This window comes from Nonomuraea sp. C10, from assembly GCF_008017515.1.
GTDB classification, from domain to species: domain Bacteria; phylum Actinomycetota; class Actinomycetes; order Streptosporangiales; family Streptosporangiaceae; genus Nonomuraea; species Nonomuraea ferruginea.
The window spans coordinates 5,236,435-5,250,135 of sequence record NZ_VPFF01000001.1; the positions used below are offsets into that span (position 1 = coordinate 5,236,435).

The 13,701-nt window shown below is 71.3% G+C and carries 12 protein-coding genes; 2 read left to right on the forward strand and 10 right to left on the reverse strand.

Going from position 1 to position 13,701, the window contains the following annotated elements:
• The first annotated feature begins 10 nt into the window (after positions 1 to 10).
• Positions 11 to 1,144, forward strand: a complete 1,134-nt coding sequence (locus tag FR742_RS24125) for a thiopeptide maturation pyridine synthase (RefSeq protein WP_261808878.1) — start codon at positions 11 to 13, stop codon at positions 1,142 to 1,144.
• 130 nt (positions 1,145 to 1,274) lie between these two features.
• Here the strand turns inward: FR742_RS24125 and FR742_RS24130 are convergent, their stop codons facing one another.
• The 5 genes from FR742_RS24130 to FR742_RS24150 form a co-directional block, all read right to left on the reverse strand.
• The gene (locus FR742_RS24130; RefSeq protein ID WP_261808713.1) at positions 1,275 to 5,048 is read right to left on the reverse strand and encodes a type I polyketide synthase; all 3,774 of its coding nucleotides are present in this window, start codon (positions 5,046 to 5,048) and stop codon (positions 1,275 to 1,277) included.
• A gap of 39 nt (positions 5,049 to 5,087) precedes the next feature.
• Positions 5,088 to 6,131: a ketoacyl-ACP synthase III family protein gene (locus tag FR742_RS24135; protein ID WP_148033050.1), complete on the reverse strand. Its 1,044-nt coding sequence runs from the start codon at positions 6,129 to 6,131 to the stop codon at positions 5,088 to 5,090.
• A gap of 19 nt (positions 6,132 to 6,150) precedes the next feature.
• Positions 6,151 to 6,402 (reverse strand): acyl carrier protein, encoded by a 252-nt coding sequence (locus FR742_RS24140; RefSeq protein WP_148033051.1) that lies wholly within the window; start codon positions 6,400 to 6,402, stop codon positions 6,151 to 6,153.
• A complete protein-coding gene (locus tag FR742_RS24145; RefSeq protein ID WP_261808714.1) occupies positions 6,399 to 7,409 on the reverse strand; it encodes a ketoacyl-ACP synthase III family protein in 1,011 nt (336 codons plus the stop codon). The genes FR742_RS24140 and FR742_RS24145 overlap by 4 nt, the downstream gene beginning before the upstream one ends.
• A 386-nt stretch (positions 7,410 to 7,795) precedes the next feature.
• A complete protein-coding gene (locus FR742_RS24150) occupies positions 7,796 to 9,118 on the reverse strand; it encodes a cellulose binding domain-containing protein (RefSeq protein WP_187281285.1) in 1,323 nt (440 codons plus the stop codon).
• Positions 9,119 to 9,580: 462 nt separating this feature from the next.
• Here FR742_RS24150 and FR742_RS24155 point away from each other — a divergent pair, with 462 nt between their 5' ends.
• Positions 9,581 to 9,799: a hypothetical protein gene (locus FR742_RS24155; protein ID WP_148033053.1), complete on the forward strand. Its 219-nt coding sequence runs from the start codon at positions 9,581 to 9,583 to the stop codon at positions 9,797 to 9,799.
• 87 nt (positions 9,800 to 9,886) lie between these two features.
• On the opposite strand, the gene FR742_RS24160 is transcribed toward FR742_RS24155, so the two are convergent.
• The 5 genes from FR742_RS24160 to FR742_RS24180 are packed head-to-tail and all read right to left on the reverse strand — an operon-like array spanning position 9,887 to position 13,646.
• On the reverse strand, positions 9,887 to 11,107 hold the full coding sequence (locus FR742_RS24160) for a cytochrome P450 (protein ID WP_148033054.1): 1,221 nt from the start codon (positions 11,105 to 11,107) through the stop codon (positions 9,887 to 9,889).
• Positions 11,011 to 12,336, reverse strand: coding sequence for a cytochrome P450 (locus FR742_RS24165; protein ID WP_187281286.1), 1,326 nt, complete (start codon positions 12,334 to 12,336; stop codon positions 11,011 to 11,013). Before FR742_RS24165 ends, FR742_RS24160 begins: the two co-directional genes overlap by 97 nt.
• Positions 12,333 to 12,911: an ATP/GTP-binding protein gene (locus FR742_RS24170; RefSeq protein ID WP_148033055.1), complete on the reverse strand. Its 579-nt coding sequence runs from the start codon at positions 12,909 to 12,911 to the stop codon at positions 12,333 to 12,335. Before FR742_RS24170 ends, FR742_RS24165 begins: the two co-directional genes overlap by 4 nt.
• Positions 12,892 to 13,242, reverse strand: a complete 351-nt coding sequence (locus FR742_RS24175; protein WP_148033056.1) for a DUF742 domain-containing protein — start codon at positions 13,240 to 13,242, stop codon at positions 12,892 to 12,894. The genes FR742_RS24170 and FR742_RS24175 overlap by 20 nt, the downstream gene beginning before the upstream one ends.
• On the reverse strand, positions 13,239 to 13,646 hold the full coding sequence (locus FR742_RS24180) for a roadblock/LC7 domain-containing protein (RefSeq protein ID WP_219546228.1): 408 nt from the start codon (positions 13,644 to 13,646) through the stop codon (positions 13,239 to 13,241). The genes FR742_RS24175 and FR742_RS24180 overlap by 4 nt, the downstream gene beginning before the upstream one ends.
• Between the last annotated feature and the right edge of the window lie 55 nt (positions 13,647 to 13,701).

The following is a 13,701-nucleotide window of genomic DNA, read 5'->3' on the forward strand; positions in this document are numbered from 1 at the left end:
CCCCTTGACCGTGTCCGACGCTCCCACCTGGCACTGCGTGCACGTCTACTACCACGCGGCGGACAAGGACGGCCTGCTGCTGGATGCCGTGCGGCCGCTGTTCGACGGGCTTCGCGGTCAGATCGAGGCGGCGTACGTGCTGCGCCATTGGCGGCAGGGCCCGCACCTGCGGATCAACGTCAAGGCGGCGCCGGCCGTCTGGGAGGGGGTCGTGCGCCCGCGGGTGGACGAGGTCATCGGAGCCTACCTGCGCGCACACCCCTCGACGGCCGCGCTCGACCCGGCCGCGAGCCTGGCCAGGCACCGCCTGCTCGCCATGCGGGAGCAGGAGCACGGGCCGCTCACGCCGTGGCCGCCGGACAACTCCATCCACGACGCGCCGTACGACTCCCGCCGGCACGTGCTCGGCAGCGACGAGGCGGTGGGCCTGCTCACCGCGTTCTACGCCGATGCCACCCCGCTGCTGTTCGGCATGCTGGAGCACGTGCGTGCCGGCCGTGACAGCAGGACCGGGCTCGCGCTGAGCCTCATGCTGACCGTCGCGCACACTTCGCAGCACATCACGCGGAGCTACCTGTCGTACCGGATGCACGCGGAGGGCTTCATCACGTGGGCGGCCGACCCCGAAGGCGTCCGCGCCGCTTTCGAGCGGGGCTTCCGGGAACGGCGGGCCGCGCTCACCGAGCGGGTGCGGGACGTCGTCGCCGCCCTGGACGACCCCGCCGCGCCGCCCGTGGCGTTCGTACGCGAGTGGGCGGCGCTGCTGGAGGACTACCGGCGACGGGCCGGAACGCTGCTGGACAGCGGCCGGCTGGTCCAGCCGACGTTCGAGCCGGGCGAGGCGCTCCGGGCGAGGCCCGGTGACCCGCCCGCTCCCCACCACGAGCCGAACGAGCTGCAACGCCTGATCTACGAGAACCCGGCCTACCACGCGGCGGTCTTCACCGACCCGCGCTTCCTGCGCTACCGGGTGCTGCTCAACTACACGTACCTGCACCTGACCCGGCTCGGGCTCACGCCGCTCGACCGGTTCAGGGCCTGCCACCTGCTGGCCGACGCGGTGGAGGACGTCTACGGCCTGTCGGGACTGGACGCCCTGCGCCGGTTCGCCGGGTCGGGTGAGCCCACGGAACCGTCACGCTGACGAGCACAGGCCGGCCGGGGGCGCAGCCCGGCACCTCCTCGTCAGGGGTGCCGGGCTCGATGGACACGCCGGACTCAGAGCTTGACGAATCCCGACGGCTCGCCCTCCGGCGCACGGTGAGGCGGCGGTCTCACCCCCCGATCGCGGGCATGCTCTCAGGAGCGGTCTCCGCCGCCGGGACCGGAGTCGCGAGCAGCTCCACCAGGTGGTCCGCGATCGCGGAGATGGTGGGCTGCTGCCACAGCAGGGTCGCGGGGAGACGGCGGCCGAAGCGCTTCTCCAGGCGCCGCCTGACCATGACGGTCATCACCGAGTCCAGCCCCTGCTCGACGAGGGGACGCCGGATCGCCAGGTCCTCGGGGGCCGTCCTCATCACGGCCGCGATCTCCGCGCGGATCTCGGGCAGGACGCGCTCGCGCAGGTCCTCGGGCGCCAGGCCGGCGAACGACTCCGCCGGTCCCCGGAGATCCTCGTCGGCCGGGGCGGGCGCGTCGATCACCGGATAGCGGAGTCCCGTGAGGTGTCCCACCACCCGGCCGTCCACGTCGGCCAGGAGCGCCCGGACGGTGTCGTCGGCGGCCGGGTCCACGGCCGCGTGGACGATCACCGTCGAGGGCGGCGTGCCGGTCAGCACCACCTCGTCGATGTGCACGACCATGCGCAGCACCGGGTCGCCGGGGAACACGCAGGGCGCCACGGACATCACCGCGTCCAGCGCCGGTGCCCAGCTTCCCGGCTCCCCGGTGCGTACCGTCGCCCGCAGCGCGCCGTCTCCGGCCAGCAGCGTCCCGATCGTCCAGCCGAAGCCTGTCGAGGGCACGCCGACGGCGGCCAGCCGCCGGTGCACGAACCCTGGGTCGATCGGGCTGAGATCGCCGGCGTCCGGCAGCACGTCGGGTTTCACCTGGCCGGGGGCGGCCACGTCGGCGGTGACGTGCACCAGCCAGGCGGGTTCGGGCTCGCCAGGCCCGGCCGGCGTGCGGGCCGCGAGCCGTACCGCCGGCGGCTCGTGCACGACCTGGACCTGCCTGCGCTCCGCGGTCATCAGCGGGTGCGTCATCTCCACGTCGGTGAGCGTGACGTCCTCGTCCTCGGCCGCGTGCAGGAACGTGTTGACCAGCACGGCGGCGGGCACGATCTCGACCCCGTTGAGCGCGTGGCTGCCCGGGTAGGGCCGGTTGGCGTCCTCCAGGCTGGTCCGCCACATCCGGGTCCGGCTGCCCGCGAGGCTGGTCGCGGCGCCGAGCAGGGTGTGGGAGCGCACGTCGTGCCCTCGGTTGCCGTCGTCGGCGTACGCCTCGCGCCAGTGGCGGCGGTGCTGCCAGGCGTACGGCGGCAGGTCGGCCAGGCCGCCGGTCGGCTGCAGCCGGCTCCAGTCCACGTCGACGCCGTGACAGTGCGCCGTGCCCACCGCGACGAGGAAGGTCGCCGCCTCCGGCTGGTTGCGGCGCAGTGACGTGCCGACGAACACGTCCTCGAACCCGTTCTCCGAGAGCGTCTCGGTGACGGAGTGCGCGACCACGGGGTGAGGCGAGATCTCCAGGAACACGCGGTAGCCGTCCTGCGCCGCGGCCGTCGTCGCCGCGGCCAGCCGCACGGGGTCGCGGAGGTTCGCCGCCCAGTACGCGCCGTCCAGGATCGGCGTCGACCGGGGGTCCGCCAGCGCGGTCGTGTACATGGGGATGCGGGGCGCCCCGAACGAGAGATCGGCCGTGGCGGCGGCCAGCTCGACGGCCAGGGGCTCCATGTGCGGGCTGTGGAAGGCGACGTCCGACGCCACCCGCCGCACCACGATGCCCTCGGCCGGCCACTCGTTCACCACCTCCTCGACGGCGGCGACGTCGCCGGACAGCACGGTGGAGCCGGGCGCCGACGCGATCGCGGCCACCAGGTCGGTCCGGCCGGCCAGCCGATCGGCCGCCTCCTCGAAGGACAGGCCGACCATCACCATGGCGCCCTTGCCCTCGGCCCGGCGCAGCAGCCGGGAGCGGCGGCAGATCAGGCGGGCGCCGTCGGCGACGGACATCGCGCCGGCCGTCACCGCCGCCGCGATCTCGCCGACGGAGTGGCCGATGACGGCCTCCGGCGCGACCCCGTGCGCGTTCCAGAGCCTGGCGAGGCCCAGCTGCATCACGAAGATCATGGTCTGGACGCGGTCGATGGTGTCGAGTTCGCCGTCGGCCAGGACCTGCCGGGGAGAGAAGCCGATCTCCTCGGCGAAGATCGGCTCCACCTCGTCGACCAGGGACGCGAACTCCGGCACGGCGAGCAGCTCCCGCCCCATCCCGCGCCACTGGCAGCCCTGCCCGGAGAAGACCCAGAGCGGCCCGGGACCGGGCTCGGGCAGCACGTCCCCGGTGAGTACGGCCTCGGCCGGCACGTCCTCCGCGAGCCTGCGCAGGCCGGCCGCCAGCTCGTCCGCGCCCGCCCCGACCACGACGGCGCGGCGGGCCAGGTGGGTGCGCCGGAGCGCCAGCGTGTGGCCCGCGGACGCCAGGTCGAGCCCGCTGTCCAGGTGGTCGGCGAGCTTGCCCGCGTACTGCCGCAGCGCCTGCTCCGACGCGGCCGACAGGGGGAACAGCCGCTCCCCCGTCACCTCGTCCCCGGGCGCCTCCTGGGCGGGAGGCGCCTGCTCCAGCACGATGTGCGCGACCGTGCCGCCGTAGCCGAAGCTGGAGACGCCCGCCCGGCGCGGGTGGTCGCGCTCCGGCCAGGCCGATCGCCCGGTCACCACGCGCAGGCCCGAGTCCTCCCATGGGATGGCCTCGTTCAGGGTGGTCAGCACGCTCGGGGGGATCTCGCCGCGGTCGAGGGCGAGGACCGCCTTGATGACGCCGGCGATGCCGGCGGCGCCTTCGAGGTGACCGATGTTGGACTTGACCGAGCCGATGAGGCACGGGTCGCCGGGGGGCCGCGGCGTGCCGTACACGGAGGAGAGCGCCCCCGCCTCCAGCGGGTCGCCGAGCCGGGTCCCGGTGCCGTGGGCCTCGATGTAGTCGACGGTGGACGGCGCGACGCCCGCCTGCCGGCAGGCCTTGACCATCACGTGTTCCTGGGCCTCGCCGCACGGCGCCATGATGCCGTTGGTGTGCCCGTCCTGATTCACGGCGCTGCCGATGACGAGCGCGAGGATCCGGTCGCCGTCGCGCTGGGCGTCGGACAGCCGCTTGAGCACGACCACGCCGCAGCCCTCGCCGCGTCCGTAGCCGTCGGCCGACGCGTCGAACGACTTGGACCGCCCGTCGGGGGCCAGCGCTCCGGCGGTGCCGAGCGTGAGGGTCTGGCCCGGGGTGACCAGCAGGTTGACGCCGCCGGCGAGGGCGACGTCGCTCTCGCCGAGCCGCAGGCTCTGCGCGGCCAGGTGGAGCGCGACCAGCGACGCCGAGCAGGCGGTGTCGACCGCCATGCTGGGCCCGCGCAGGTCGAGTGAGTAGGAGATGCGGTTGGCGACGGCGCAGGTGGCGGCGCCGATGCCGGTCCACGCCTCGATCTGGGGCAGGTCCTCCAGCAGACGGCCGCCGTAGTCGGCGGTGCAGACGCCGACGAACACCCCGGCGTCGGTGCCGGCCAGCCGGTGCGGCGGCAGGCCGGCGTGCTCCAGGGCCTCCCAGGCGGTCTCCATCAGGATCCGCTGCTGGGGGTCCATCAGCTCGGCCTCGCGGGGCGACAGTCCGAAGAACTCCGCGTCGAAGCCCTCGATGTCGCTCAGGAAACTGCCGTGGCGCACGGCGTCGCGCAGCGCGGCGGCGTCTTCCGGACTCCGGTTCTCATACCGGCGCCAGCGTTCGGCCGGCAGCGGCCCGGTCGTGTTCCGGCCGGAGCACAGCAGGTCCCAGAACTCGTCCGGTGAGCGGGCGTCGCCGGGAAGGCGGCAGCCGATCCCGACCACCGCCACTGGTTCCACCCGCGGACTGTCGACCATCTGCGTTGGTTTCCCTTCGGTTCATACCCATGGAGGAGTGTCGATGATCTTGATGACGGCTCCGGAGACGGTCACTCCAGGCCCGGTGCCGAGCATCAGCATGTGGTCGCCGGGGCGCAGCTGCCCGGTCGTCAGCAGGTGGTCGAGGGAGAGGATCTGGTCGCTGGCACCGCAGTGGCCGATGGTGCGGCCGTAGTCCCAGGTCGAGCGGGACATCGGCAGGTCGAGCATGGCCATGCAGCGCTGTTCGACGATCTCTTCGGAGTAGTTCATGAACGCCACCCGGGCGAGATCGCGGGCCTCGATCCCGCTCTCGGCCAGCGCGCGCTCGACGATCTCCATCAACGCCCGCTGGATCTTGAACAGCGCCGAGGTGGCCTCGCCCTTGGGCATGACCTGGTGCCGGAACTGCTCGTTCCTGGTCGCGAAGCTCATCCGGCGCCCGACCGTGACGCCCGGCGGGAACAGGGGTTCGCTGCCCCGGTGCAGTTCCTCGGCCTCGGCCACCGTCGTCGTGCAGACGGACGTCAGCCGCGCGAAGCCGGTCTCCTTGGTGAGCACGAGCGCGCTGGCCGCGTCGCCGCCGATGTAGCCGGGGCCCATCCGCCACCGGTCCATCAGCGGGGTGCCGTAGTTGTCGGCGGCGACCAGCAGGGCGGCCTGCCGGCCGGGGGCGGCGTCCAGGTGGCCGGCCGCGAGTTCCAGGGCGATGAACATCCCGTTGCAGCCCTGCCGGACCTCGGTGGCCAGGACGTCCCCGCCGACGAGGTGACGCTGCAGGTAGGAGTGCGGGGGCCAGCCGTCCGGCCCCTGGTGCCAGGTCGAGGCGTACAGGAGGAGGTCCAGATCGGCCTGCGCCCGCCCGCTGCGCTTGAGCGCGCTCCGCGCCGCGTGCAGGGCCATCTCCGGGGCCGGCACGTCACCGGCCACCGCCGCCCCGGCCAGGTTGTGCAGCTCGGCCTCCTCGGCTGGATACCAGCCTTTGGCGACGGCTTTCGCGACGCTGACGACGGTCCGGGGCACGAAGGTTCCCACTCCGCTGATGTACGTGTCCGCCAACTTCATGACTCTGCCCTCGTCCCGGCTAGACGGATTCGAGCTCTCGGACCATCGCCACGATGGTCACGACGTCCCGGAAGTTGTCGGGGTCGAGCTTCGCCGCGGGGATCGCGACGCCGAGGTCCCTGCGGAGGAAGTTCAGCAGCCGCGCCGTCCGCAGGGAGTCCAGGAGGCCCGACACGAGGAGCGGGGTCGTCTCGTCGACCTTGATGTCGTCGCCGTCCAGGACGAGGTTCTCCTGGACGAAGGCGACCAGTCTCTGCGTGAGCTCGGTCATGCGCGTGCCCCTTGCGTGACGGGAGAGGTGGACAGGACCCTGAACGCCGCCGCGGCGACGGACGTCCCGGAGCCGAACCCGACCATGAGCAGGTGGTCGCCGGCCACCAGCCCGCCGGTCGCGATCAGGTGCTCGAAGGCGATGAACTGGTCCACCGCGCCGCAGTGGCCCACGCGCCTGCCGTAGTCCCAGGTCGTCTGGTCCTCGTCGATGCCCAGCCAGGACATCTGCCCGTCCAGGTCCTCGCGGCGGCCGTGCGGGAAGGCGACCCGCGTGATGTCGGAGAGCCCGATCCCGGCCTCGTCCAGGGTCTGTTCGACCTGCTGCATCATCGTCTTCTGGATCGTCAGGTGGATCCCGGTCCCCTGCGCCTTGAGCAGCCGCTGGCGGAACTCCTCGTGGCGGTCACCGAAGCTCAGCCCCCTGCCGACGGTGGCGTCCGGGGGGAACAGGGGGTAGGCGCCGTCGTTGACCGCGTCGGCCTCGGGTATCACCGTCGCGTTCACCGACAGGAGCTCGGCCATGCCGTACTCCTTGCCGAGGACGAGCGCGGCCGCGGCGTCGCCGATCAGCGCCCCGGGCGTCATCCGCCAGCGGTCCACCAGCGGGGTGCCGTGGTTGTCCGAGGAGACGACCATGGCGGTCCGCCGGTCCTCGTCGGCCCGCAGGTAGCTCGCCGCCAGCTCCAGCGAGCTGATCATCCCCACGCAGCCGCTCCGGATCTCGAACGCCGGAACGTTCCCGCCGAGGAGGTGCTTCTGCAGGTAGTGCTGAGGTTGCCAGCCGTTCGGGCCCTGGTGCCAGACCGACGGGTAGAGCAGGAGGTCGAGCTCGCGCGGGGAGGACTCACCCCAGCGGTCGTACGCGTCCAGGACCGCGAGCCGCGCCATCTCGGGCGCGGGCATGTCGCCCGCCACCGCCGCGCCGATCTGCCGAAATCTCTCGGCCTCCTCCTCCGGATACCAGCCCTCGCGAACCGCCTGCTCGACGCTCACGCTGTCAGGCACATAAACGCCGAGGCTCCTGACGAACATGTTGGATGTACGCACACGTCCCCTAACTCGTCGACGATCCCGGGCAACGGTCCTCGGGCAGCGTGAGGCGGCTCATCCGATTTATTTCGGGCCCGGGATATCAATCGGCTCCCGACCGGCGGGTGAATACAACGGAATGGTCCGGCGAGCCGTCAGCAAGGATAGGGGCCGATCCTCGGATAAGGCAATATGTCCGCGAGTGATCCGGCCCGCGACATTCCGTAATCGAGATCCGACGGAACGTGTCGCATTTCGGAAATGCTTCTTTCCGCTTCACACCGCCATTTCCGCGAATGTGACGGCCGCGAATCCGGCGCCGGACCCGGCGCTATTCACGCTCGGGCCCGGCGCGCGTCGTCTCAGGCGGGCACCTTCGTGCAGACGATGTCGTTGAGTTTGAACTGGGCCGGAACGGGGTTCGTCCCGGTGGCGGTCGCCGAGAAGCCGAAGCTCTGGCTGGAGCCGGGGCCGATGTAGGAGTTGTGGCCGGCGTCGCGGGCGGTCACCTGGGCGCCGGTCTGGGTCACCGTGGCGTTCCAGGCGTTCGTGATCTGCTGGTTGCCCGACCAGGCCCACGTCACGGTCCAGTCGTCGACGGGGGTCGTGCCGGTGTTCCTGATGGTCACGGTGCCGTTGAAGGCGCCGTTCCAGGCGCCGGTGGCGTAGGCGACCTCACAGGAGGTGCCCAGCTTGAGCCCGCCGCGCAGGAAGGTCGCGAAGTTGGCCCAGGTGGGGTTCAGCGTGCCGGTGCCCACGGTCTCGGAGCAGTCGGTGGTGGTGTAGACGGTCTGGTTGCCGTACTGGGCGGGGTCCATGATCTGGGACATCATGTGGTCCGCGGCGGGCACCGAGACGAAGGTGGCGTCGCCGCACTGAGCCTTGATCCTGTTGTAGAGCAGGACGCTCTGCCCGTGCGGCACCAGGAAGTCGGCCTGGCCGTGCAGGAACATCAGCGGCGGGTCGTTGGCGTCGACGTAGGTCATCGGGTTGGCCTGGGCCACCTTGGCCGGGCAGGTCTGGATCGGGCAGCCGACCAGGAGGGATTCCGGGGAGGCCGGGGAGTCGTGGTCGAGCCCGCCGGTCGGCAGGTTCTGCGCGTTCATCTGCAGGAAGTCGGTCGGGCTGTAGAAGGCGAGTCCCACCTGCACGGCGCTGGAGACGCCGGTCGTGCCGACGGTGCCCTCCAGCGCCGCCACCCCGCCGGACAGGGTGGCCATCTCCGTCAGCCAGCCGCCCGAGGAGTCGCCCATGATCGCGAAGCGGTTCGGGTCGATCTGGTACGTCGCGGCGTTCGCACGCAGCCAGCGGATGGCCGCCTTGATGTCGTGCACCTGGGCCGGGAAGATCGCTTGTGCGCTGTTCCGGACGCTGACGCCGGCCACGGCGAAGCCCAGGGGGTTGAAGATCGCCGCGATCGCGTCCGTGCCGGCCTTGCCGTCGTCGCTCGTCCACGCCGAGCCGGTGTGCCAGATCAGCAGCGGCCGGGGCGTGATGCCGGTGGACGGCAGGTAGAGGTCCAGCAGATGGCCCTTGCTGCCGGCCGGTTGTGCGGGCGCGTAGGCGATGTCGGTGACCACCTGCGCGGCGTGGGCCGGCGGCGCCGAGGCCACCGACACACCGACGGCGGCCAGCACGGTCATCGCCATGCCGACGATCATGGCCGTGCGGATTCGAGCTTGCATGGTGCGACTCCGGTTGGTCGGATGATCGCCGCTTCCCCGGTCCCCGGCCATAGCGCCTGCTAGAACCCTGCTAGAACAATGTCCTGCTCGAGTGTCGCGGCTCACATCGATATGGGCGGGGAGACGATATGACACGTAAGTGACGCTGGTCAAAGTTTTCCGCACTTCATCCCAACCGGGCTGAAAAAGCGGCATAAATCGTACTTTGTGGATCACAGGGCTCGAAGGCCGACCAGATCATCCATGGCATGCACAGGCGGTCGGATAAGCACCCACGAGGCCTTGACAAGCCACTCGGCAAGCGACACCGGCCTTACCGGCAGTAAACACCCGCGCAACCTCGGGTTAACGCCGTGAAAGTTTCATCCTCTTGCCCCGGCCGATTCGACGTGACAATCTTTCCAACGCCGGGTTGGTGATAATGTCCACCGTGATGATCACCCCCCAGTCGCAGGAGGACGAATGCGAAAGGCACGCGCTGTTCTCGTCTCGGCCGTCATGGTCCTCGGAGTGTCGCTGACGATCGGCGCCGCCCCGGCGCACGCCGAAAGGCTGGCCGGCGTCTTCAGGGACTACTCGGAGTGCCAGCGGATCGGCAGCCACGGCATAAACCAGGGCTGGTGGGACGACTATTCATGCGAGTGGGAAGGCCGTTACCGCTACTACTTCCTCTACGCGTGACACCGTGAGCCGCGCGCACCCCCGGGGCTGAGGGGCCGGACCGGGGGGCGCGTGTGTCTCACCGTTCTTCGTGCCGGCCGGTGCCGGTCAGCGGTGCAGCAGGATCGGCAGGCGGGCCCAGCCGTGCGCGATGAAGGACGGCACGTGGGGCAGCTCGCTCTCGTCCACGGCCAGCCGGAGGTCCGGGAAGCGGGCGAACAGCGCGGGCAGGGCGGTGAGCGCCTCCTGCCGGGCGAGCGGAGCCCCGATGCAGCGGTGCACGCCGATGCCGAAGGCCAGGTGCTCGTCGCGTTCCTTGGTCGGGTCGAACCGGTCGGCGTCCGGGCCGTGCTGGTCGGGGTCGTGCCCGGCCGCCAGGTAGCTGGTGATGATCGCGTCGCCCGCCTCGATCCGTACGCCGCCGATCTCGATCGGCTCGATGGCGAAGCGCAGCGGCAGGTTGGCGATCGACGGCGTCCAGCGCAGCGTCTCCTCGACCACCGCCTCCCAGGAGACCTCTCCCGACAGGACCCGCTGCAGGTGGTCCGGATGGGTGAGCAGGGCGTGCACCGCGTTGCCGATCAGGTTGACGGTGGTCTCGTGCCCGGCCGCGATGAGGAGCAGCAGGGTGTCGCGCAGCTCGTCGTCGGTGAGCGAGTCGCCGCTGTCGCGGACGTTGATCAGCTCGGTGGTCAGGTCGTCGCCCGGGTGCTCACGCTTGTGGGCGACCAGGGCGGGCAGCGCGGTGCCGATCCGTACGGCCGTGGCAGCCGCCTGCTCCGGGGTGGCGGTGGTGTCCATGATGGCCTCCATCACCTGGGCCATCTCCTCCCGCATGCCCTCGGGGACGCCGAACAGCTCGCAGATCACCCGCATCGGCAGCGGGTGGGCGTAGGCGGCGCGGAGGTCGACGGCCTGGCCCCGGGGCTGCGCGGCCATGGCGTCCAGCAGTTCCGCGACGATGTCCTCGACGATCGGCTGCATGGCCTTGGTACGGCGCGCGGTGAAGCTCGGGGCGATCAGCTTGCGCAGCCGCCGGTGCTCCTCGCCGTAGGCGCTGAGCATGTTGGACACGCCGATCCAGGTCATGATCCAGGTCCAGCCCGGCTCGGCGAGCGCCTGGGGCAGCAGCCGCCAGTGCCGCTTGTCCTTGCTCACCAGCGGATCGAGGATGAGCTGCTTGAGCAGGTCGTGCCGGGTCACCGCCCAGGCCGGGATGCCTCCCGCGAGCTCTACGAGGACCAGGGGGCCGAGGTCGCGTAGTCGGCGGACCTCGCCGGGGAGGTCGGAGCCGAAGGGATCGAGGACGACGGGGGCCGCATTGCCCACGGGGATTCTCCTGGCTGGTCGGGACGGATCGGGGTGAAGCGCACCGGCAGGTGCGCCAGCGCGCGATGGAACGGGCCGGGCCGCCACGACAGCTCGTCGCGGGGCACGGTCAGTTCGAGGTCGCACAGGTGAGAGGTCAGGCGTTCGATCGCGGTCATCGCGATGAGCACGGCCGGGTCGCTGGCCGGGCAGCGGTGCGACCCGGCGCCGAAGCCCAGGTACGCGCCGCCGTCGGAGCGCAGTTCCTCGGGGATGCCGGTGGGCTCGGTGTTGGCCGCGGCGTAGGAGACGAGGACCAGCTCGGCCGGCTGGATCCAGGTGCCGTGGAAGTGCACGGGCTGGAGCGTGAAGTACGGGCCGTAGTTCGCCATGGCGGGCTCGGCGCGCAGGGCTTCCATGAGGGCGTCGTACGTGCTGAGCGCGCCATTGGTGAGCGAGCTGTAGTAGCGGTCGTCGCTGACCATCCGGGAGATCGTGTTGGAGATCAGGTTGGCCATGGGGTCGTAGGTGGCGGCCGTCACCAACACGAGGGTCTCCGCCAGCTCGTCGGTCCGCAGCATGGCCGGATGGTCCATGAACCAGGAGGTCAGGTCGTCGCCCCGCTGGGCGTGCTTGGCCTGGATCAGCTCGCCGATGTAGCGGCTGAACGCCTCGCTGCCTCGCGCGCCCGTCTCGCCGTCGGCCTCCATCATGTCCGACAGGGCCTGGACCAGGCCTTCGCTGTCGGAGTCGGGCCGCCCGAAGAGCAGGTTGAAGACGCGGGCCGGGATGAGCCGGGCGAAGTCGGCGACCAGGTCGGCCTCGCCCTTCGTGGCGAACCGGCCGATGAGCGAGTCCGACACCTCGGTCACCAGCTGGCGCAGCTTGTGCGGCTGGATCTGCTGGAAGCAGTCGGCGATCACCTTGCGGTAGCGGGCGTGCTCGGCGCCGTCGGAGAACAGCGCGTTCGGCCGGTAGCCGAGCATCGCGATCACCCCGCCGGTCTCCGGGGTCTCGGGGAGCCGCGCCTGCCAGGCGCCGGAGTTCTTGCTCCAGAAGCCGCCGGCGTTGGTCAGCACGTCCAGGGCGGCCCGGTAGCCGATCACCAGGTGGGCCTCGACGCCCGGGGCGATCTCCACGGGCGCGACCGCGCCGTGCCGCGCGCGCAGCTCCGCGTAGACGGCCTGCGGGTCTCTGGCGTACTCGGGCCCGTACAGGCGCCCGGCGTCGGGCATGTAGCGCAGGGTCATGACAACACCAGCTCTCTGACGTGCTCCACCAGCGCGATCAGCGAGGCGCGGGCGGAGGCGGGGTCGCGGGCGTCGCACACCATCAGCGGCGTGCGCGGGTCCAGGTCGAGCGCCTGGCGCACGGACTCCAGCGGGTAGTCCGGCGAGTCGGGGAAGTGGTTGACGGCCACGGCGTAGCGGATGCCGGCGTTCTCCACCAGGTCGAGCACGGCGAAGCTCTCGTCGATGCGGCGGGTGTCGGCCAGCACCAGGACCCCCAGCGCGCCGCGTACCAGCTCGTCCCACAGGACCTGGAAGCGGGTCTGTCCCGGCGCCCCGAACAGGTAGAGCACGACGCCCGGCAGGGTGAGGCGGCCGAAGTCGATCGCGGTGGTCGTGGTCGTCTTCTCGTTCACGCCGGTGAGGTCGTCGACCAGCGTGCCCGCCTGGGTGAGCACCTCTTCGGTGTTGAGGGGCTTGATCTCCGAGAGCGCGCCCACGATGGTCGTCTTGCCCACCCCGAACGGCCCTGCGATGACCAGTTTGACCGGGATGTGCTCGGCGCTGACGCGACTGTCAGAGAGCGCGGAGGCCATTGAGTACCAACTCCAAGATCTCGATGTCGGGCAGGTCGGTGGCCGGCGGATCGCGGGTCAGCAGCGTTCCGCCGCCGACCAGCCCGGCGACCAGCAACCGCACCACGCAGTAGGGCAGGCCCAGGTGCGCGGCGCACTCGTACACCGACAACGGCCCGTCCCGCAGCAGGGCCAGCAGATGCGAGCCCGGAGGGTCCAGCCCGTTGGTGGCGGCGTCGGGCGCGATGTAGACCAGGGTCGTCCGCTGGACGCTGATGTGCTCGGGCACGGTCAGTCTCGCGGCGGCCATGTAGTCCGGGACGACCCGCCGCCGTTGTCGTCCTGAGGTCATGTCCGCACGCCCTGCACCCTGGCCGCGCTGGCCTCGTCGAGAGCCTTGATCAGCTTCTGCACCTGCAGTTGCACCTCGTAGGCCAGCGCGCCGACGTTGACCGCGCCGGTGGCGGCGACGACGATGGCGGCGCGGTCGCCGGCCGGGGCGATGTAGTAGTAGCCGCTGTCGGCCGAGATGACGATGTCCACCACCCCGCCTTCGGAGCCGCCGCTGAGGCCGTCGCACAGGGCTCGGGCGGCCCCCAGCACGGAGCTCGTCATGGCGGCGGCGCGCTCGCCGGTCTCGGTCGTCACGTCGGCCGAACCGCCGAGGATCAGCCCGTCACGGCTCAGCACCACGCCTCGCGTGACCCCGGGCAGCGCCATCAGGGGCGACAGGACCCAGGACACGTCGAGGGACAACGCGCGTCCCTTGGTCGGAACACGGCCAGAAGCGCTGTGAGCGTCCATGGAACGG